18 protein-coding genes are annotated in these 20,177 nt (G+C 28.2%); 9 read left to right on the top strand and 9 right to left on the bottom strand.

The genetic code is table 11. The features are described from left to right. The 5 genes from L8X33_RS07085 to L8X33_RS07065 form a co-directional block, all read left to right on the top strand. On the top strand, positions 1–1,492 hold a 1,492-nt coding region (locus L8X33_RS07085), incomplete at its 5' end, for an N-acetylmuramoyl-L-alanine amidase family protein (protein ID WP_263659585.1). Beyond that, positions 1,489–3,324: a bifunctional tRNA (5-methylaminomethyl-2-thiouridine)(34)-methyltransferase MnmD/FAD-dependent 5-carboxymethylaminomethyl-2-thiouridine(34) oxidoreductase MnmC gene (gene mnmC, locus L8X33_RS07080; protein WP_263670333.1), complete on the top strand. Its 1,836-nt coding sequence runs from the start codon at positions 1,489–1,491 to the stop codon at positions 3,322–3,324. The genes L8X33_RS07085 and mnmC, both read left to right, overlap by 4 nt. A gap of 59 nt (positions 3,325–3,383) precedes the next feature. Then, a complete protein-coding gene (locus L8X33_RS07075; RefSeq protein ID WP_133319244.1) occupies positions 3,384–3,890 on the top strand; it encodes a PAS domain-containing protein in 507 nt (168 codons plus the stop codon). Beyond that, positions 3,865–5,238: a methyl-accepting chemotaxis protein gene (locus L8X33_RS08730; RefSeq protein ID WP_220566631.1), complete on the top strand. Its 1,374-nt coding sequence runs from the start codon at positions 3,865–3,867 to the stop codon at positions 5,236–5,238. The genes L8X33_RS07075 and L8X33_RS08730 overlap by 26 nt, the downstream gene beginning before the upstream one ends. An 11-nt stretch (positions 5,239–5,249) precedes the next feature. Further along, positions 5,250–6,080, top strand: a complete 831-nt coding sequence (locus L8X33_RS07065) for a hypothetical protein (RefSeq protein WP_263670332.1) — start codon at positions 5,250–5,252, stop codon at positions 6,078–6,080. Here the strand turns inward: L8X33_RS07065 and rseP are convergent. From rseP to murJ, 9 genes are read right to left on the bottom strand one after another with little or no spacing between them, the layout of a single operon-like run. Continuing rightward, positions 6,077–7,183, bottom strand: a complete 1,107-nt coding sequence (gene rseP, locus L8X33_RS07060; protein ID WP_263666789.1) for an RIP metalloprotease RseP — start codon at positions 7,181–7,183, stop codon at positions 6,077–6,079. The two genes, L8X33_RS07065 and rseP, sit on opposite strands and share 4 nt — an antisense overlap. Continuing rightward, positions 7,180–7,716 (bottom strand): CDP-diacylglycerol--glycerol-3-phosphate 3-phosphatidyltransferase, encoded by a 537-nt coding sequence (pgsA, locus tag L8X33_RS07055; RefSeq protein ID WP_263666788.1) that lies wholly within the window; start codon positions 7,714–7,716, stop codon positions 7,180–7,182. The genes rseP and pgsA overlap by 4 nt, the downstream gene beginning before the upstream one ends. A gap of 38 nt (positions 7,717–7,754) precedes the next feature. Beyond that, entirely contained in the window at positions 7,755–8,534 is a 780-nt protein-coding gene (locus L8X33_RS07050) for an enoyl-ACP reductase (RefSeq protein ID WP_263666787.1), read from the bottom strand. Next, positions 8,534–9,430, bottom strand: coding sequence for a 4-hydroxy-tetrahydrodipicolinate synthase (gene dapA, locus L8X33_RS07045; protein ID WP_133319239.1), 897 nt, complete (start codon positions 9,428–9,430; stop codon positions 8,534–8,536). Before dapA ends, L8X33_RS07050 begins: the two co-directional genes overlap by 1 nt. Further along, entirely contained in the window at positions 9,420–10,673 is a 1,254-nt protein-coding gene (locus L8X33_RS07040) for a M16 family metallopeptidase (RefSeq protein ID WP_263666786.1), read from the bottom strand. The genes dapA and L8X33_RS07040 overlap by 11 nt, the downstream gene beginning before the upstream one ends. After that, positions 10,670–11,728 (bottom strand): quinone-dependent dihydroorotate dehydrogenase, encoded by a 1,059-nt coding sequence (locus L8X33_RS07035; RefSeq protein ID WP_133319237.1) that lies wholly within the window; start codon positions 11,726–11,728, stop codon positions 10,670–10,672. Before L8X33_RS07035 ends, L8X33_RS07040 begins: the two co-directional genes overlap by 4 nt. 51 nt (positions 11,729–11,779) lie before the next feature. Next, entirely contained in the window at positions 11,780–13,543 is a 1,764-nt protein-coding gene (locus L8X33_RS07030; protein ID WP_263666793.1) for an ABC transporter ATP-binding protein, read from the bottom strand. Further along, positions 13,536–14,918, bottom strand: coding sequence for a cysteine--tRNA ligase (gene cysS, locus L8X33_RS07025; protein ID WP_263666785.1), 1,383 nt, complete (start codon positions 14,916–14,918; stop codon positions 13,536–13,538). The genes L8X33_RS07030 and cysS overlap by 8 nt, the downstream gene beginning before the upstream one ends. After that, complete coding sequence (murJ, locus tag L8X33_RS07020) at positions 14,918–16,372, bottom strand: murein biosynthesis integral membrane protein MurJ (protein ID WP_263670330.1); 1,455 nt, start codon at positions 16,370–16,372, stop codon at positions 14,918–14,920. The genes cysS and murJ overlap by 1 nt, the downstream gene beginning before the upstream one ends. A gap of 124 nt (positions 16,373–16,496) precedes the next feature. Here murJ and L8X33_RS07015 point away from each other — a divergent pair, with 124 nt between their 5' ends. From L8X33_RS07015 to L8X33_RS07000, 4 genes are read left to right on the top strand one after another with little or no spacing between them, the layout of a single operon-like run. Further along, a complete protein-coding gene (locus L8X33_RS07015; protein ID WP_263670328.1) occupies positions 16,497–18,353 on the top strand; it encodes a FapA family protein in 1,857 nt (618 codons plus the stop codon). Further along, positions 18,350–18,901, top strand: a complete 552-nt coding sequence (ruvA, locus tag L8X33_RS07010) for a Holliday junction branch migration protein RuvA (RefSeq protein ID WP_220566641.1) — start codon at positions 18,350–18,352, stop codon at positions 18,899–18,901. The genes L8X33_RS07015 and ruvA overlap by 4 nt, the downstream gene beginning before the upstream one ends. A gap of 16 nt (positions 18,902–18,917) precedes the next feature. Further along, positions 18,918–19,958, top strand: a complete 1,041-nt coding sequence (locus L8X33_RS07005) for a D-alanine--D-alanine ligase (RefSeq protein ID WP_220566642.1) — start codon at positions 18,918–18,920, stop codon at positions 19,956–19,958. A 2-nt stretch (positions 19,959–19,960) separates the two neighbouring features. Further along, a complete protein-coding gene (locus L8X33_RS07000; RefSeq protein WP_087699049.1) occupies positions 19,961–20,176 on the top strand; it encodes a type II toxin-antitoxin system Phd/YefM family antitoxin in 216 nt (71 codons plus the stop codon). Position 20,177 lies beyond the last annotated feature (1 nt).

Here is a 20,177-nt window from a genome sequence, read left to right as displayed (position 1 = left end):
AAAAGAAGATAAAAAAGAAGATAAAAAAGAAGATAAAAAAGAAGATAAAAAAACTTCGGCACAAAAAGAGCTTTTTATTCTTGATGTTAAAAAATTAGATAATGGTATTTTGCTTGATTTGAGTGAAAAAATTAGCCAAAAAGATATAAAAAATTTTACTTTAAAAGGTGATAATTTTCGTTATGTTGCAGATTTTGATGGAATTTTAAAAGGGCCAAAGAGAAATTTTGAATTTAAAGATTTTGATATTATTGTATCACAATTTAATCCAACTAGCATGCGTTTAGTTTTGAGTTCTAAAAAAGAGTTAAAAGTAAAAATAGAGCTTAAAGATCAAAGTCTTTTTATGGGACTTGAAAAAATAGAAAAAAAAGAAGAACCTAAACCTATAGTTAAAAAACAAAGCGAGATTAAAAAAACAGAAGTTAAAAAAGAAGTTGTTAGAAATGAACCTTTATATATTTTAAAATCAAGTAAAGATAAAAGTGGTGTTAATTTAAAATTAAATAATGATATTGATATTGAAGATATTAAAATCAACTCTTTTAAAGATGGTAAAATGTATCGCTCTATTGTGAGTTTTGAAGCCATTCTAGAAGGCGATAGAAAAAAAATTGATATTAATAAAAATCAATCTATCACAATAGTGCAGTTTAATAAAACTACAGTAAGAATTGTTTTAAATTCTACTAGTGATTTTAAGACTAGTCTTGATTTGGATGATGATGAGCTATTTGTAGGATTTGAGAAAAAGATTAAAAAAACGCCAGTAAAAAATACTTCAAAAGCAGCAAAAGCTACTATCAAAAAATCAGGCAAAATTATAGTAATTGACCCAGGTCATGGAGGTAAGGATCCAGGAACTTTAGGAGATAAGGGTGTTAGAGAAAAGGATGTAGTTTTAAGTGTGGCTTTAAAACTTGGAAATGAGCTAAAAAAAAGAGGATATAAAATTTATTACACAAGAAGTACTGATAAATTTATAAACCTTAGAGATAGAACTTCCATGGCTAATGAGAAAATGGCAGATTTGTTTATTTCTATCCATGCAAATGCAGCACCAAATAAACAAAGAGCTAAGACTTTACAAGGAATTGAAACTTTCTTTTTATCTCCTGCAAGAAGCGAAAGAAGTAAAAAAGCTGCTGAAGCAGAAAATCAATCAGATTTTGAAGAAATGAATTATTTTTCCAAGCAAACATTTTTAAATTTTTTAAATCGTGAAAAAATAGTTGCTTCAAATAAATTAGCTATCGATGTGCAGAAAAAAATTTTGAGCAATGTAAGAAAAAAATATAAAGTTGTTGATGGCGGGGTTAGAGAGGCTCCGTTTTGGGTTTTAGTAGGAGCACAAATGCCAGCGATTTTGATTGAAACAGGTTATATTAGTCATCCTAGTGAAAGAAATAGATTGACAAATAAAAATTTCCAAGAATTATTAGCCATTGGTATTGCCAATGGAATTGAAAGTTATTTTTATAAGAATCAATGAAAAAAGCAAATATTATTATAAAAAATAATGCGCCTTTTTCTTTGGATTTTGATGATTATTATTTTAATTCTAGTGATGGTTTAAGTGAAAGCAAATTTATATATACAAATGCTTTTGACTTTGAAAACAAACAAACTATTGTAGCAGAACTTGGTTTTGGTATAGGCTTAAATTTCTTTCTTACATTAAAGCGTTTTTTAAAAGAAAAAAAACATAATCAAAGACTTTTTTATCTTAGCTTTGAAAATTTTTATATAGAAAAAGATAAATTAAGAGAAATTTATAAAAAACTTGGTTTTTATGAGGAATTTAAAGAAGTTTTAGAGCAATTTTTAAATTTTTATCCTCCATGTAAGGATGGAGTTTATAGGTTTTATTTTCAAGATTGTTTTTTAGATTTGGTGTTTGGTGATGCTAAAGAAAATCTACAAAATTTAGACTTTAAGGCAAATATTTGGTATTTAGATGGTTTTTCACCTTCTAAAAATCAAGATATGTTTGATGATAATATTATAAACGATGTTGCTAAAAACTCAAAAATAAATGCTAAGGTTTTAACTTTTTCTTCTGCTAGTGTTTTAAAAAAGGCTTTAATTAACAACAATTTTCAAGTGCAAAAGATAAAAGGTTTTAGAAAAAGAGAAATGATACAAGCCATTTTTAATGGTTTAGAATTTGAAGATAAATTTGCATATTTTAATACCCCATCTTTAAAAAAAGAGATTCAAAAAATAGCTATTATCGGAGCAGGTATAGCCGGAGTAAGCATGGCTTATGAGCTTTCTTTAAGAAATGTTCAAGTAGATGTTTTTGAAAAAGAAAATTCATTAGGAAAAGGCGCTTCTGGAAATATCAATGGAATTTTAAGCTCTTTGATTTTAAAACCAGATGTTTTATTGGGTGAGTTTTCACAATATGCTTTTTTAGAAGCAAGTAGATTTTATAGACAAATTTTAAATTTAATTCCACAAGGGGTTTATGAATTTGCTCATAATGAGCTTATGCAAGAGCGTTTTGATAGTCAAAAAGATAATGTTTTATTTGAAATTATTAATAATCAAGCCTTTTTAAAAGATGGATTTTGTATAAAACCTCAAGAGCTTGTGAAGACACTTTTGCAAAAAAGCAAGGCTAGGGTATTTTTTGAGTATGAATTTAAAGATTATTCTTATAAAAATGAAAAGTTTTTTTTAAATTTTAATAATCAAAAAATTTTAAAAGATTATGATGTGTTAATCTATGCTCAAGGTGCTGATGCTAAGAAATTTTTAGAGTATAAATATATGAAATTAAGTAGTGTAAGAGGTCAATGTACTCATTTAAAACCATTTTTAAAAAACCCGCATGCCTTATCTTCTAAAGGATATATTTGTCCTATTAATGAGGAGCTTAATTTACAACTTATTGGTGCAAGTTATGATAGGCTTAATCAAGATACAACGCTTTTAAAAAATGATGATTTACAAAATATTGAAAACATAAAAGAGTTTTTACATGATGAAAATTTAGAGATAATGGGCGGTAAAGTAGGATTTAGATCATATTCTAGTGATAGATTTGCCATAGCAGGTCAAGCCTATGATGAAAATTTTTATATGCAAAATTATAAAGCGCTTTTATGGCATAAAAATAAAAATCAAGTCATACCAAATGATTTTATTCCTTTGTATTTTTCTATTGCTCATGGATCTAGAGCTTTTGCTAGTGCTATTGTTTGTGCTAGAGTGATGAGCTCATTGATTTTTGATGAGCCAAGAATAAAAAAAGAATTTTTACATGCCTTACATCCTGCAAGATTCTTAATTAGAAAGCTTAAAAAAGGACTTATTTAATCTTTGATTTATTAATTTTATATATTGATATATTAAAATTAATATTTTAAGGAGGGTATATGAAAAGAAAAATTTTGCCAAATAATAATCAAAAATTTTTCAATGACGGACAAATGATTATTTCCAAAACAGATACTACAGGAAAAATCATATATTGCAATAGAATCTTTATTTCTCTTTCGGGCTATAGTGAGGAAGAATTATTGGGAAAACCTCATAACATAGTGCGTCATCCGGATATGCCAAAAGTTGTTTTTGAATTACTTTGGGAAAGACTTAAGAGTAAAAAAGAGATTATAGCTTATGTTAAGAATCTATCAAAAGATGGATCATTTTATTGGGTTTTGGCTTTTATCAGTCCTTCGTTTGATTCCAAAGGAGAAGTTGTTGGGTATTATTCTATGCGTTTAAAACCCAAAAAAGAAGCAGTTGAAAAAATAGAAAAATTATACAAAGAGCTTTTGATTGAAGAGCAAAAAGGTGGAAAAGGTGCATCAAGGAAGAAACTTGATGATTATTTAAATACAAAAGGGATGAGTTATGAAGAATTGGTTTTATCAATATAATATCAATCAATCTGTAAATTATTTTGCTTTATTTTTATTTTGTTTGATGGCAATCTTGGAAATAGTAGAAAATAATATTTTTGGTTTTATTTTTTGTGTGATTGGAACTTTAGTAGTGTTATTTGGACTTGCTAGTGCTTATTATAGAAATAAAGAAGTTTTAAGGATTACTCAAGTTTTAAATGAGCTTACAAAAGGAAATTTGGAAGCAAGAATTACTCATATAGCTGTTCCAAAATCTGGAGTAGGAAAATTAAGTTGGGTTGTAAATGATTTAGCTGATCAAATGGAGGCTTTTAATAGAGAAATTCTTAATGCTATTTTAGCTGTAAAAGAACAAAGATTTTATAGAAAAGCAAGATTAGAAGGCTTAATGGGTACTTTCGCATATAATGCTAAAATTATTAATGAAGCTACTTTAGAAATAGAAAAAACTCAAAATTTATCCATAAGAAGTATTGTCGTTGAAAATGTTTCTAAGGATATGTCAGATTCTTTGCAAAAAGAATTAGCTTTGATTAATGTGAAATTAAATGATAATGCAAGCACTATGCATGATATATATGAGCAAGCAAATGATATTTCTACTCATTCTTCAAAAAGTGCCAAAAATGCAGAATTAATTTCAGTCGATTTGCAAAATTTAGGTGAAAATATCACTCAAATTCATACTTTAATGGATACTTTTTCACAGCAAATTAATAATGTTTCTTCTTTTATATCTATTATAGAAGATATTACAGAGCAAACCAATCTTTTAGCATTAAATGCAGCTATTGAGGCAGCTCGTGCAGGAGAGCATGGTAGAGGTTTTGCGGTAGTTGCAGATGAGGTAAGACATTTAGCTGAAAAAACTCAAGAGGCCGCCAAAGAAATTTCTGTGATGATTAAAGTATCAATAGAGCAAATGAGTAATATTAAAAACATAACTAATGAAGCTTATAAAGTTGCTAAAAAATCTAACTCAAGTTTAGAAGAATTCCAAGAGGTGTTTACCGGTGTTGATGAGAAAGCTAAAATTTTATTAGATGAGATTTCTAAGACAAGTGTTGATACTAATAAAATATTGCTTTATTTAGAGTGTTGTTTAAAAACATATCTAGCTTGCTCTTGTGTGATTAATTCCAAAATAGAAGATATAGAAGATAAAAATTTAGCCAAATTTGATTCTACAAGTAATATTTATGTTTTAAATCAAAATTTAAATTCTTATATAGAAAAATTATTTGATTGTATAAGAAACAATCAAATAGTCAAAGAGGAAAGAAAAATTTATGCACATATTAAGCAAATTCAAGATATAAATGAAAAAATGATAAGCGAAATAGAGCATAAAAAACATATTTAATAAGAGGTTAAATGAAAAAATACATTTTTTTAAGTTGTATATGTTTAAATGCGCTTGCTTCTAATTTAGAAGAAAGCTTAAGTGAGGGTGATGTTAATATAACTAAAGAACAAAAAACAAATGCAATTTCTAAACAAGTATTTTTTCAAAAACCGCAGGAGTATCAAGTTCAAAATGTTGATTTTGGTACTTTTGCTAGTAATTCTTTAGCACAGGTTTTAAATTTAAGCTCAAAGGATAAAACAGAAGCTAGTTTAGATTATAACGCTTTAAATGTAAATATTAAAAATATCAACTCAATTTTAGATTATGATAATGCTACTTTACTTTTAGAAAAACAAGCAAGAATAGGGCAGTTAGAGCAAGCTTATTCTTTGGGAATTATTAATCGTTATGAATTTGATGAAATCAATTTTGGTTTTAATTATTTTAACGATCAATATAAACAAGCTTATGCAAAAAATAGTTTTGGTGCTGAATTGCAATTTAGTCAATATTTTAAAGCATATGCTAATCATTATGATATAAAAGAAAATAATAGTGATGATAGTACAGAGTTTGGGGTTATATTTGATTTACCTTATTTAAATGTTTTAAATGTAAATTCTAACATGAAAGAAACACAAAATCAGTATAACATTACTTATTCTCCAATTTCTATTTTGGATTTATCACTTAATTATCAAGATGAAAAAACAAGTGCAAAAGATCAAACGGCAATGTGGGTTAAGTTTAGACTAAATTATGAACAAAGTTTAAGTAAGCAATTTTATAATAGCTTTTATCGTAAAAATAGTATAGCCGAGTTTAATCGCTATGATTTTGCTACTAGGACTTATTAATTGCTCATAAAACGAGTAATGTCGTTGTAAGTTACAAATACCATTAAGCTTAAAAGTAAAGCCATGCCAAAATAACTAAGATATTCAAAACATACTTTTGGTACTTCTTTTTTAAAAATTAATTCATAAAGATTAAAAAGTATATGTCCTCCATCTAGTGCTGGTATCGGAAGTAAATTTAGTACTCCAAGATTGATGGAAATTAAAGCTGTGATTAAAAATAAAACTACTATACTAGTATTTGCTGCTTTGGAGGTTATATCCACCATAGTGATGATTCCACCCATATTTTTAGCATCTAATTCCCCGCTGATGATTTTAGTAAGACCTTTAAAAATAAGCAAAGAAGCATTTATGCTTTCTTCATAAGCATATTTTAAACTACTAATTCCTGAGTGATAAATAGTAACAAACTCACCCTTAGGTGCTATACCAATAAGAGGTTTTTGAACTTTTTGATAAAACTCATTATAGCCTTGGTCAATTTGCGGTGTTAAAGTGATATTGATAAATTTATTATCGCGTTCTATGTTAAGTAGGATTGGTTTTGCGTGAACAAGTTTGCCAATTTCTTCAAAACTTTGAATTTGAACCCCATCTATAGCTAGGATTTTATCACCAATTTGTAAATTTGCTTTTTGTGCAGCTGAGTTTGGCGCTATATCTCCAACAACAGGTGCAAGTTTTTGAACTCCTAAAAAACCTATGGCTATATAAAGTAAAAATGCTAGAAAAAAGTTAAAAAATGGTCCCGCAAAAAGTATATAAATTCTAGCTAAAGGACTTAAAGTGTTATAGCTATTTGGCTCATAATTTTTTTCACTAGGGTTTAAATCATCTTGTCCTTTAAGCTTGACATAACCACCAAATGGTAGGGCGGATAAGCGATACTCTGTATTTTTGTAAGTTTTTTTAAAAATAGCTTTTCCAAAACCTATGCTAAAAATTTCTACATCAACTCTCATATGTTTTGCAGCTAAAAAATGTCCTAATTCGTGAAAAAAAATTAAAAAAGATATCACTAAAAGTGTTATTAAAAAACTAAAAGAATAAAATTTAAAACCAATAGCTAAGATAATAAATAAAAATAAATATGATTTCAATTTATACCTTTTTTTAAATGTTTTACATAAGCTAGTATGTATTCAAAAGCTGAATAAAGTGTAAGCACTAAAGCAATAAATAACAATGTATTGGCAAAAGGCCATTGCATGATTAAAAATATAATAGCTATCATTTGAAAGGTTGTTTTTATTTTGCCTGCAAAAGAAGCACTTACATCAAATTTTTCACTTACCATAACCACTCTAAAGCCGGTGATGAAAAATTCTCTTACTAAGATAATGTAAACCATCCATGGATCAGCTTTTTGTGTAAGTAATAACCCTAAAAATGCAGCTAGAATAAGCATTTTATCTGCTAAAGGATCTATAATAGCTCCAAGTTTAGTAGTTTGATTCCAAGTTCTTGCAATATAGCCATCGAAAAAATCAGTTAAAGCAGCTATGCTAAAAATAACACAAGCAAAATAATTTACCCAACTAGGATGGATATTTTTGAAATCATTAATAAGTAAAAAAAACAAAAGTGGAGCTAATAATATCCTTATAAAAGCTAAGATATTGGGTAAATTCATACTTTTAAAATCCTTTATAAAGCACCCTTAAGGTAATATTACTTAAAGGTGGTGCCACCATCTACGATCAAAGTATGGCCTGTGATCCAATTTGCCTTATCAGAGCATAAAAATAAACATGCGCCAGCTAGATCTTGTGGCTGTCCAATGCGGTTTAGCGGACTAAGATTGATAGTTGCATTTTTTACCTCTTCATAATTTGTAAATGCTTTAAGCGCGTCAGTATCAATTGGTCCACCGCTAACTACATTTACACGGATATTTTTAGAACCAAGCTCGGTTGCAGCATATCTTGCCATAGCTTCAACCGCTGCTTTAGCTGTACCATGACCAGCATAATTTTCAATATGAACTAAATTTCCTGTTGAAGAAATAGATAATATACTACCCCCACCAACTTTTTCCATTCTTTTTGCCGCTTCTTGTGCTCCAACAACAAAAGCATTTACGGTTGCTGTGAAAATATTATTAATACCTTTTGGCTTTAATTTCATAAATTTAGTATATCCACCTACAACGGCACGACCTGAAATGATAGCATTAGAGATGAAAAAATCTATTCTATCAAAATCTTGATCGATTTTTTCAAACAACTCTTTATATGTTTCTGGTTCAAGTATATTAAATTCATAAGCCTTTACTTTGATTTTATAATTATTTTCTAAATCTTTCACAATTTCTTGAGCTAAATCTGCATTAGAATTATAAGTAAAAGCTACATTGGCTCCTGCTTTTGCAAACTCATATACAATAGCTTTACCAATCCCTCTTGTTCCACCGCTAATTACTAAAGTTTTATTTTGAAAAAAAGTATCCATTAAAATCCTTTTATGTTATAGTTTTTCATAATCGCTTCTATTTTTGTTAAATTGCAATCACTAGGTTTGCAAAGTGGCAAACGATATTCTAAAGTAGGGGTTAAACCTGCTATATACATTGCCGCTTTAATAGGTATAGGATTGCTTTCACAAAATAAAATTTTATTAATATTATATAACTCATCATTGATTTTTTTAGCTTCAATGTATTTTTCTTTTAAAGCTAGATGAGTTAATTTTGAAATCATATCAGGAAGTAAATTTGAAGTAACTGAAATCACACCCTTACCGCCATTTGAAAGTATAGGATAATTAATCGCATCTTCCCCGCTTAAAAGTATCATTCTAGGTTCATGCGCTAGCAAATCAACGCACTTATCAATGCTTCCACTAGCTTCTTTTACTCCGTAAATATTTTCACAATCTCTAAATAATCTTATAATAGTTTCTGTTTGAAGCTCACACCCTGTTCTTCCTGGGACATTATATAAAAGTACAGGTATATCTATACTTTTTGCTATTTCTTTATAATGAAGATATAAACCTTCTTGTGTGGGTTTGTTATAATATGGAGTAACGCTTAAAATTCCATCAGCTCCATGCTCTTGTGCAAACTTAGCCAAACTTACAGCTTCATGTGTGGCATTGCTTCCTGCTCCTGCTAAAACCTTACAAGAACTTCCTTTGCATGCATCTAGTGCTATTTCTATACAAATTCTATGTTCTTCATGGGTTAAGGTGGCACTTTCTCCGGTTGTTCCAACAGGCACTACTACATCAATTCCATTTGCGATTTGTCTTTTGATGAGTTTATGGTAAGTTTGCTCATCTAATTTTCCATTTTTAAACGGAGTTATTAAAGCTGTCATTGCTCCTATGATGATGTTATTGTCCATTTTCACCCCTTTTTAAGATTATTGTTGTAGATTTGTCTTCATTGAAGTATTTTCTAGCACAATGAATTAAATCATCTTTGCTTAGATTTTCTATATTTTTTTTATAATCAAGCAAAGGTTTTAAATCACCCTTTGCAAGATAAGATCCATAAATATTTGCAACGCTACTTGCATTGCTTAGTGAAAAAATAAAATCACTTTTTACGGTATTTTTGATTTTTTCCATGATAGCATCATCAAATTTGGCATTTTTTACATCTTCAAGAATTTTCAAAAGCTCTTTTTCAACATCTTCTGCTTTTATACTTTCATTACAAACACAAATAAATATAAATAAATTCTCATCTATATTTTCACTTGCATAGGCATAAAATTCATTGATTAGTTCTAATTTATCAATTAAAATTTCACTTATTAATGAGCTTTTTCCATTTCCTAAAAGCTCACTCAATGCGCAAAGTTTTGGCATATCTTCATGATTAAATGCAGGAATTTTGTATGCAAGTGCTAGTAGTTGCGTATCGCTTTCTTTGTGCAAAATCACGCGTTTAGCACCATCTTGTTCAGGTTCTTTTTCATGAACTATAGGGATTTCTTTGGTGTTTTTTATATCTTGAAAATGTTTTTTAGCAAGATTGAAAACTTCATCTTCATTAATATCGCCACTCACAAGCAAAATAGCATTTTTGGGTTGATAAAAAGTTTGATGAAAATCTTGTATATCTTCTATTTTCCAATTTTGTATATCTTTAAAAAAGCCTATTGGAGTCCAATGATATGGATGATGTAAAAAGGCATGATTGTATAATCTAAAATATAAATATCCTAAAGGATTGTTATCGGTTCTCCAACGCCTTTCTTCTAAAACTACATTTCTTTCGGGTTGAAACTCATCATCTTTTAAATTTAAATTACGCATTAATTCAGCAAAAAGCCACAAAGATTTGTCTAAATTTTCACTAGAGCATTTTATAAAATAATGCGTATAGTCAAAACCAGTACTTGCATTATCCACTCCACCAAAACCCTTGACTATCTCATCAAATTCGCCTGCTTTTAAATTTTTTGTACTTTTAAAATTTAAATGTTCAAGCATGTGAGCTATGCCGCTTTTTCCCATTTTTTCATTTCTTGAGCCAACTTTATAAAAAATATCTACACTTATAACCCCGCTTTTTTTATTTACAGGTAAAGTGTAAATTTCAAGTTCATTTTCAAGGGTGATTTTTTTATAATTAATCATTTAAAATTAACTCCTATAGCTTGACTAATATGATTAAAACCATCTTGTTTTAAAAGTTCAATTAATCCTTGATTGATATTTTTAACAATGCTTGGTCCTTTGAAAATCATAGCTGTATAAATTTGAACCAAACTAGCTCCATTTTTAATGCGTTCATAAGCAAGTTCAGCACTATCTATACCACCGCTTGCTATTAAAATAGTATCTTGATAAATTTCTTTAGCTACTTCTTTAAAAAATGTCGCACTTTTTTGAGTGATTAATCTACCACTAATTCCACCAAAGGTTCTTGTATTATCAATTAAAGAATAATCTATACTAGTATTTGCCATGATAATACCATCAGCTTTTGCACTAATAGCACTTTTGCAAAGTGAAATTGCACTATCTATACTCATATCTGGAGCAATTTTTAAAATCACAGGTTTTTTTGTGATTTCTTTTGCTTGATTAAATAGGGTGTTTACAAATTCCTCACTTTGTAAATCTCTTAAATTTTTGGTATTTGGAGAGGATATATTAATCACAAACAAATCGCACAAATCTTTAAATTCTTTTAATAAAATAATATAATCATTAATAGCTTCTTCATTTGGAGTGATTTTATTTTTGCCTATATTTGCTACTAAAGGTATGCTAAAAGGATAGACTTTTTTTACTTCTTTTGCGATAGCATCTTTACCTTTATTATTAAAACCCATAGCATTTTGAATACTTTCTTGTTCAACAAGTCTAAAAAGTCTAGGTTTTTCGTTGCCATTTTGAGGTTTTGGGGTGAAAGTTCCATATTCTAAAAAGCCAAAACCTAAAGCACTTAGCGGTCTTATCATAGTTGCATTTTTATCAAAGCCACCTGCTAAGCCCACAGGATTGTAAAAATTTAAATTAAAAATTTCTTGATTTAAAATTTCATCATTTATTATACAATCTTTTGCAAAAAAACTAAGCCCTCCAGGAAATATACAATCTAGCGTTCGCATACTAAATTCAGCTAAAGCATGGGCATTTTCTGGATCTAATTTATATATTAAAGGTTTTAAACTTTCATAAGTCATATTTTTCCTTTTTTTACAAAATAGCATATTTTACTAAAAAAATGATAATTCTTAGTTTTCATTTTCTTTAACTTTATCAGTTTTTTGTACTTTTTGTTTTAATTTTTGATAAATTTCACAATGTTGCATTAAATAAGCATCATTTCCTATAGAAGCTATTTTTCCTTTATCAAGCACAGCAATTTTGTCAGCATTTTCTATAGTGCTAAGTCTATGAGCGATGATGAGTATTAAGCGATCTTTTTTTAAGCTTTCTATAGTTCTTACTATGGCTTTTTCACTTTCATTATCAAGTGCTGAAGTTGCTTCATCAAAAATTAAAATTTGAGGATTTTTATATAAAGCCCTTGCTATGGCAATGCGTTGTTTTTGTCCGCCGGAGAGATTTTTTCCATGTTCTTTTAATTCAGTATGTATACCACCAAGTTCTTGGACAAAATCATAAGCATTAGCTTGTTTTAAAACTTCTATCACGCGTGTTTCGTTATATTCTTTAGCATAAGCAATATTTTGAGCTATAGTGTCATTAAATATATAAATATTTTGAGTTACCAAAGAAATATTTTCTCTTAAACTAATAATATCAAAAGAGCTAATGTCTTTTTGATTGATTAAAATCTCACCACTATCTTTTTCAAAAAAATACATCAAAAGATTGATAATAGAAGATTTTCCTCCACCACTTGATCCAACTAAGGCTAGAATTTCTCCTTTATCAAAAGAAAAATTTACATCTTTTAATACCATTTTATCTTTTTGATAGCTTAAAGAAACATTTTTAAAATGAATATTTTGGATATTTTCTGCAAGTTTTTCATCACCACCTTTAATTTGCGGTTCTAAATCAGTTAGATAAAAAGTTCTCTCACTAGCTGCTACTGCATTTTGCAATCTTGTATAAAGTGAAGAAAGTCTTTTAATAGGAGTATAAGCCATAAATAAAGCTGTAGTAAAGCTAAAAAAAGAACCTATGCTTAAACTTCCATCAATTACTTCTTTACCACCTATTATAATTACTATTGCAAAGCCAATTGAACCCATAGATTCCATTAAAGGGCTACTTAAAGCTTCAATTCTAATGCCTTTTAAGGAAAGTTTGCAAACTTCGCTATTAGTTTGGCTGAATTTTTGCATTTCATTTTTACCTGCATTAGAAGCTTTAATAAGTTCTATATTAGAAAAGATTTCACTTAATCTTGAAGTAAGATCAGAATTTTTTTCTTGAGTATTGCGTCCTATTTTTTTGATTTTTTTAGCAAAAATAGCAAGAGGGTAAATTGCTAAAGGTAAAATAACTAAAGCAAAAAAAGCAAGTTTTGGGCTTTGATAAATCACCACACTTAAAAGTCCAATCGCGGTTAAACTTTCTCTTAAAATTTCAGGTATTATAGTAGAAACTATATTTTGTAAAGCTCCAATATCAGAAGTACATCTGCTGATTAATTCTCCACTTCTGTATTTATGAAAAAAGCTCATATCTAAGCGCAAAAGATTGCCAAGAACTAATTCTCTTAATCTTCTTAAAATATCTGTCCCAACATAAGATATATAATAAACTTGCATATAAGCACCAAGATTTTTTAAAGCATAAATTAAAACAACAAGCAAAGGCATATAATAAAGCAAATCAACATTTTTTTCTATAAAAATTTTATTTAAAATAGGCTCTATGATATATGCACTAGCTGCTGTTCCACCACTAGTTAAAAGCATGCCAATAATAGCTAAAACAAAATAAAACCAATAATCTTTATAATAAGGCTTAAAGCGAGTAAAAACCTCTTTAAGCTTCATTTCTTTGTAATTTTTATCCATTTTTCTCCCATACCACACCATTTGGTGTATCCATTAAAAGAATATTCTCTTTAGCTAAATCATCACGAATTTGATCTGCTAAGGCATAGTTTTTTTCTTGCTTTGCCTTGTTGCGTAGAGCGATTTTTTCTTCTATTTCTTGACATTTTTCTTCACTAATGCCAAATTGAAAATATTTTATAGTATCCATAAAACCTATACCAAAAATAAAAGCGAGTTCTTTTAAGGTTTTTTCTAATTGTATTTTATAAGCTTTGTCTTTTAGGTTTTGATCTAAGTAAATATTACTTTCATTGATAAACTCATCAAGTAAAGCCAAGGCTTTAGAGGCATTTAAATCATCATTTAAAACTTCTAAGATATTTTTAGCTACTTCACTTTCTATGGTAGTTTTTTCATCTATAAAAGCATTTAAATTTAAGCGTTTTTTTAAACGGTAAAATTTATCAAGTCTTTTTTTAGCAGCTTGTAAGTCTTCCAAAGCATAGTTAAAATGCGCTCTATAATGCACACTTAAAAGATAAAATCTCAAAACCTCTCCACTAAAAAGCTTTAAAGAATCTTTTAGAAAAAAGCTGTTTCCTAAGCTTTTGCTCATTTTTTCACCATTAATTTGCACAAAGCCATTATGCAGCCAAAAATTAGCCAGCTCATGATTGTTTTTACAACGACACTGACAAGCTTCATTTTCATGATGAGGAAAAAGTAAATCTATGCCTCCTGCATGAATATCAAGTTTATCTTTAAAAATACTTTCTATCATCACAACGCATTCTGTGTGCCAGCCTGGTCTTCCTTTGCCAAAACTTGCAGGATAAAATTTTTCATCAAATTTCCATAAAACAAAATCGCTATCATTTTTTTTAGCCACGCTTTCTTCTAGGCGTGATTGATTATCTTCTAAATTTCTTTTAGAGATATAAAAGTATTTATCATCTTTGCTGGTATCAAAATAAATTCCATCTTCAAGTTTATAAGCTAGGTTTAATTCTAAAAGTTTTTCTATATATATAATCATTTGCTCAATATAAGCTGTAGCCTTTGGTTTAAAATCAGGTTCTAAGATATTAAGCGCTTGCATATCCTCATCATATCTTTTAATATAAAAATTTGTAATTTCTTCTAAGCTTTTACCACTTTCTTGCATTTTTTTTAAAATTTTATCATCAATATCAGTGTAATTTCTAGCAAAAATCACTTCATAATCACTTGCTAGCAAAACTCTTCTTAAAAAATCAAAACAAACACTACTTCTTGCATGTCCTAAATGTGCATCATCATATACAGTAGGTCCGCATAGATAAATGTTTGCTTTTTTTGCCTCATTTGGGATAAATTCGCATTTTTTCTTTAAAACACTATCAAAAAAAACCATTAAAATAAACCTTTAAAAAAATGATAAATTCCAATTAAAAATTGTATTAAAATATCTTTAATTTCAAATAAGCCTAGAGCAAATAAACTTAAAAATACTATACTAATAAGCCAAAATTTAACCCTAAAAATACCCCAAAGATTTTTAAAGCCAAATTCTTTAATATTAGCATATAATAAATAAAAAGCACTAATAGATGAAGCTAATGCAATGCCTAAGCTCTTATAAGTTTCTTCTTTGATAAGTAAAATAATCGCTACGCTAAAAAATGCTGATATAAAAAGTGTTTTAAAGGCTATTATAGCGGCTATTTTTTGTTTAAATTTAGCATAAAGCCATAAAGAAAAAAGTTTTTGCAAACCAAAAGGTAAAAGTCCTAAAAGATAAGCTTGTAATAAAAATGCAGTGATTTTTGTATCTTCTTGATTAAAATTTCCTCTTTGAAATAAAAACTCTACAATTTCTTTAGCTAAAATAATCCCTACTATGCTAGCTAAAATCAAAAGCACACTTAAATATTCAAAAGCTTTTTGCATAAAAGCTAAGGCTTTTTGTTCTTCATTTGCTTTTAAATGTCTTAGTATTTTTGGAAAGCTTACTTGACTTAGAGCGATTGCAAAAAGAGCTAAAGGAAGCTGAAAAACTCTGTTAGAATAATACAAATACGAAATACTTCCAGCCATTAAAAAACTAGCTATAGTAGTATCTAATAATGAACTAATTTGATTTGCCGAAGAGCCTAAAAGTCCATGGGTAAAAGTAGAATGAAATTTATCTAAATTGGTCTTTGTTTTTTTAAGTTTTATGCTTAAATACATGCTTTTTAAAATTCTAGTATTTTTTAAAGCAAAAATATGCCATATAAGTTGAGCTAAACCACTTAAGACAGTCGCATATGAAAAATAATACAAGGCCTCTAAAGGCTCATCTTGATTGACAAAAAAACCTGCAATCACAACAAAAAGATTAAAAAATGAAGCAGAAAAAGAAGTGATGAAAAAATTTTGTTTATAATTTAATAAAGAGCCTAAAAAAGTTACCAAAAAAATAAAAAACAAATACCAAAAATTAATAGAAACTAAAGGCGCAGCCAAGATAATTGTTTCTTTATTAAAGCCAAAAGCAAAAATCTTTGTAAAAAATTCAGCAAAAAAACTCACTAAAATACAGGTTAAAAATACTATAATACTAAATTGCAATAAAACATTTATACAAAAAGCACCTTTTTTACTTGCTTTTAAAAAACTTGGTAAAAAAGCTTGTCCAAAGGCCCCTTCTGCAAAAATTCTTCTAAAAAAAGCAGGCATTTTTAAAGCCACAAAGAAAATATCGCTATAAATTCCAGCTCCTAAGTACAAAGCTAAAACAATATCTCTTAAAACGCCCATAATCCTAGAAAATAAAATTCCTAAGGCATTGATGATGAAATTTTTAAAAACAATATTTTTTCTCATTAATTTTCATTCTTTAAACATTAGTTTGAGTATTATAAAATTTTTAATAGAGCTAATTTTAACTAAATTTTGATTTTATTTTTGCTAAAATCAAAATTTTATATATAATAAGGAAGCTTAAGCTATGGAAGAAAAGAAAATTTTATACACTAAAGACCCTTATAGAGAGCTTTTAATATTTGCTTCTGAAAATAAATGTGAAGTTGATGAACTTGATTTTAGGTTGTTAAGTTTTAGTACTTCTTATACTTATGATAATCAAGAATGGATAAAAGTTAATGAAAAAGAGTTGAAAATTTTTGAAGAAGATGAGAAATTTTTAAATCATGAATTAAATATAGAACAAGAATATAAAATAGAAATTTATTTTAAAAAATTTGCACGCATTTCAACTTTTGAAGTTAGCTTGCATGCTAATGAGCTTTGTACTTTATTAAAAGCTAGTGTTAGAGCTAGTGAAGCTATTACTTTTCATGATAAATTAGCACTAGAGCTTTTAGAAGCTATTTATAAAGTGATGATAAAAGAAAAATATTTGCTTGGATTTAGAATTTTTGATTTTAAAAAGCAAATTATTGATTTTAATACTAAAGTTAAAGAAAAGCAAAAATTTGATTTTGAAGTTGAATTTGAAGTATGTAAAGGAATTAATCCGCAAGAGCCTACAAATGAAGAAATTCAATATCACTATCTAGAAAATCTAAAAAAACACAATGATGTGATGAATAGAAACTATGTAGCGCCTATAGGAAAAGATGAGGTGGCTATTGAGAGAATCAAGCCAAAAGAGGGTAGCGATGGCAAGGATTTAAAATTTAAAATTTTAAAAGCACTTCCACCAAAAATAAATAAAGAAAAAGTTATTTGTTCTGATAAATTTGAAGTTAAAGAAGATGATGAGAGTATAAAATATATTGCTAAAAAAGATGGTTTTATTATACAAAGAAAATCCATTTATGAGATAGAAAATTATTTAGAATTTGGTAAGGTTGATTTTAAAAGTACAGGTTCTATTTGGGCGGGTTTTGATAAGCAAGTTATTATTGTGATTAAAAATACAAATACTCTAGAAGATGCAATAGGTCCTAGAATTACTGTTGAGGCTCAGGAATTAGAAGTTACTGGTAATATGGCTCAAGATTCTGTTTTAAGAGGTAAAAAGATAATTCTTAAAGGCAATATGCATCATAAAAGCACTATTATAGGACAAAAGGTTGAGGTTAATATCTTAAGAGGATATTGTGAGGCTGAGGAGGTTTTTACTGAAACTTTGGAAAATGGCTCTATCAAGGCTAAAAAAGTAAATATTAAAAAGGCTATGGGTGGAGAGATTATTGCTGATGAAATTTACATACAAGAACTCGGCGGAAATTGTTTATGTAGTGCTAAAAGTTTAATCCATGTTGAAAAAATTCAAGGCAGTGGAAATAAATTTATAATTCAAGATCTTAAAGCTTTTGGAGAAGAAAAAAGCGGAGAAGAGATACTAATACATGTTGATGGATTGAAAAAAGAACAAGAAAATTTAGCTAAAGAAATAGAAGAGACTAAACACACAATCAATATAAGTAAAGACTCCATACGAATTTTACAGCAAAAAGTAAAAGAATTAATGAGTGCAAAAAGAGCTATACCGCAAGCTTATAAAGCTACTATTAAAGATTTTAATCAAAAGATTGAAAATCTAAGTATTTTTGCCAATAAAATAGAATCTTTAAAAGAAGAAGAAAAAGCAAATATGGAAAAGCTTAAGAAAATTCAAGAAAAACTTTTAAAATCTAAGATTATTAATAAAAGTGGAAAATGGATGGATTTAAATGAAATTAAATTCATTTTGTTAAATCCTAGAAAAGAATTAAGCTATTATCCTCATGATGAAGAAAAAATTCAATGTTTTGAGCTTCAAAAAATTAATACAGAAAATGAGATGGAACTTTTTGAAATTCGTGCTATTAGTAATTACAAGGAAGAAACTAAATGATAGTGGCAATTGAAGGAATAGTGAGTAAAAAAGAACCTACTTTTGTAGTTTTGAAAACTTCAAGTGGGGTAAGTTATGGTGTTTTTGTTTCGCTTTTTTGCTCAAGTAATTTTGAAAAAGATCAAAAGGTTGAGTTTTTAATCACACAAATTATCAAAGAAGACTCTCATAAACTATATGGATTTTTAGATATAAATGAGCAAAAAATGTTTGAGTTGTTGATTAAAATTAGTGGTATAGGAGCAACTACTGCTATGGCACTTTGCTCAAGCTTAGATACTAATACTTTTTATGCGGCTTTGCAAAGTGGCGATGAGAGTGTATTTAAAAAGGTTCCTGGTATTGGTCCAAAGAGTGCAAAAAGAATTATAGCTGAGTTAAGTGATGCAAAAATCAATATAGAAAATTCCAATCAAGACCAAGCACAAGCTTTGGCAGCTTTACTTTCACTTGGTTTTAAACAAGAAAATATTTTAAAGGTTTTAAGAACTTGTGAGAGTAAAAATACTAGTGAGCTTATTAAAGAGGCTTTGAAAAAATTAGCATAATAAAAGGAAAAATATAATGATATATGGTGTAATTTTTGGTGCAAATTCTTATGAGCATGAAATTAGCATTGTAAGTGCTGTGGTATTAAAAAAAGTACTTAAAGCACAAAAAAAATTTATATTTTGTGATAAAAATAAGGAATTTTTTCTTATAGATGAAGAAAAAATGAATGCAAAAACTTTTAGCAGCGGTGCTTATAAAAAAGAAAAAGCCTTGGTGTTAAAGCAGGGTGGGTTTTTTATAAAAACTATGTTAGGTGAGAAAAAACTTGACATTGATATAGCGATAAATATCATACATGGAAAAGATGGTGAAGATGGCAAAATAGCTGCTTTGCTTGATTTTTATGGTATAAAATACATAGGCCCACGCATAGAAGCTAGTGTTTTATCTTTTAATAAGGTTTTAACTAAACTTTATGCACAAAGCGTAGGGGTGAAAACACTTGATTATAAGGTTTTAAATTTGCATAAAGAGCAAAATGTATCTTTGGACTTTCCTTGTATTTTAAAGCCTGCAAGATTAGGTAGTAGTATAGGTATAAGCATAGTTAAAGATGAAAGCGAGCTTAAGTATGCCAAAGATGTTGCTTTTGAATTTGATGAGGATATTGTGGTAGAACAATTTGTAAGTAATATTAAAGAATATAACTTAGCAGGTTGTATGATAGATGAAAAAATGGAATTTTCTATTATTGAAGAGCCTAGAAAAAATGAAATTTTAGATTTTGAACAAAAATATTTAGGTTTTTCAGAAAGTTCTAAAGTAAGTGAAGCAAAGATTAGTGAAGAATTAAAACAAAAATTAAGGGATAATTTTACTAGAATTTATAATCCTTTATTTAAAGGAGCTTTGATTCGCTGTGATTTTTTTGTGATAGATGATGAGGTTTATTTAAATGAGATCAATCCAAATCCAGGATCTTTAGCAAATTATTTATTTGAAGATTTTACTAATGTAATTAATAGTTTAGCTAAAAATATAGAATTTGAAAAGCAAATTAAGATTGATTATGCTTTTATTCATAGTATTAATGGACAAAAAGGTAAGCTATAATCATGGCTACTTTTAGCAAAGATGAAATTTATACTGCAACTGAAGTGGTAAGAAATTTCAGCACTATGCTTGAAAAAACAAAAAAAAGTGAAAATGGTAGAGTGGTGATTGTAAAAAACAATAAATTTGAAGCTGTACTTTTGAACTTTGAAGAATATGAGCGTTTAAATGAAGCTGTGATGCTTTTAGAAAAGATTTACAAAGATAAAAAAGGCTAGA

It is taken from the genome of Campylobacter sp. CNRCH_2014_2849 (genome assembly GCF_025772845.1).
GTDB lineage: Bacteria > Campylobacterota > Campylobacteria > Campylobacterales > Campylobacteraceae > Campylobacter_D > Campylobacter_D lari_D.
This window is presented reverse-complemented; position numbering and strand designations above follow the sequence as displayed.

What these genes read in the sequence shown, in the direction of transcription:
- mnmC (WP_263670333.1), top strand. Translation starts at nt 1,489, where the DNA reads ATGAAAAAAGCAAATATTATTATAAAAAATAATGCGCCTTTTTCTTTG.
- L8X33_RS07075 (WP_133319244.1), top strand. Translation starts at nt 3,384, where the DNA reads ATGAAAAGAAAAATTTTGCCAAATAATAATCAAAAATTTTTCAATGAC.
- L8X33_RS08730 (WP_220566631.1), top strand. Translation starts at nt 3,865, where the DNA reads ATGAAGAATTGGTTTTATCAATATAATATCAATCAATCTGTAAATTAT.
- L8X33_RS07065 (WP_263670332.1), top strand. Translation starts at nt 5,250, where the DNA reads ATGAAAAAATACATTTTTTTAAGTTGTATATGTTTAAATGCGCTTGCT.
- pgsA (WP_263666788.1), bottom strand. Translation starts at nt 7,716, where the DNA reads ATGAATTTACCCAATATCTTAGCTTTTATAAGGATATTATTAGCTCCA.
- L8X33_RS07050 (WP_263666787.1), bottom strand. Translation starts at nt 8,534, where the DNA reads ATGGATACTTTTTTTCAAAATAAAACTTTAGTAATTAGCGGTGGAACA.
- dapA (WP_133319239.1), bottom strand. Translation starts at nt 9,430, where the DNA reads ATGGACAATAACATCATCATAGGAGCAATGACAGCTTTAATAACTCCG.
- L8X33_RS07040 (WP_263666786.1), bottom strand. Translation starts at nt 10,673, where the DNA reads ATGATTAATTATAAAAAAATCACCCTTGAAAATGAACTTGAAATTTAC.
- L8X33_RS07035 (WP_133319237.1), bottom strand. Translation starts at nt 11,728, where the DNA reads ATGACTTATGAAAGTTTAAAACCTTTAATATATAAATTAGATCCAGAA.
- L8X33_RS07030 (WP_263666793.1), bottom strand. Translation starts at nt 13,543, where the DNA reads ATGGATAAAAATTACAAAGAAATGAAGCTTAAAGAGGTTTTTACTCGC.
- cysS (WP_263666785.1), bottom strand. Translation starts at nt 14,918, where the DNA reads ATGGTTTTTTTTGATAGTGTTTTAAAGAAAAAATGCGAATTTATCCCA.
- murJ (WP_263670330.1), bottom strand. Translation starts at nt 16,372, where the DNA reads ATGAGAAAAAATATTGTTTTTAAAAATTTCATCATCAATGCCTTAGGA.
- L8X33_RS07015 (WP_263670328.1), top strand. Translation starts at nt 16,497, where the DNA reads ATGGAAGAAAAGAAAATTTTATACACTAAAGACCCTTATAGAGAGCTT.
- ruvA (WP_220566641.1), top strand. Translation starts at nt 18,350, where the DNA reads ATGATAGTGGCAATTGAAGGAATAGTGAGTAAAAAAGAACCTACTTTT.
- L8X33_RS07005 (WP_220566642.1), top strand. Translation starts at nt 18,918, where the DNA reads ATGATATATGGTGTAATTTTTGGTGCAAATTCTTATGAGCATGAAATT.
- L8X33_RS07000 (WP_087699049.1), top strand. Translation starts at nt 19,961, where the DNA reads ATGGCTACTTTTAGCAAAGATGAAATTTATACTGCAACTGAAGTGGTA.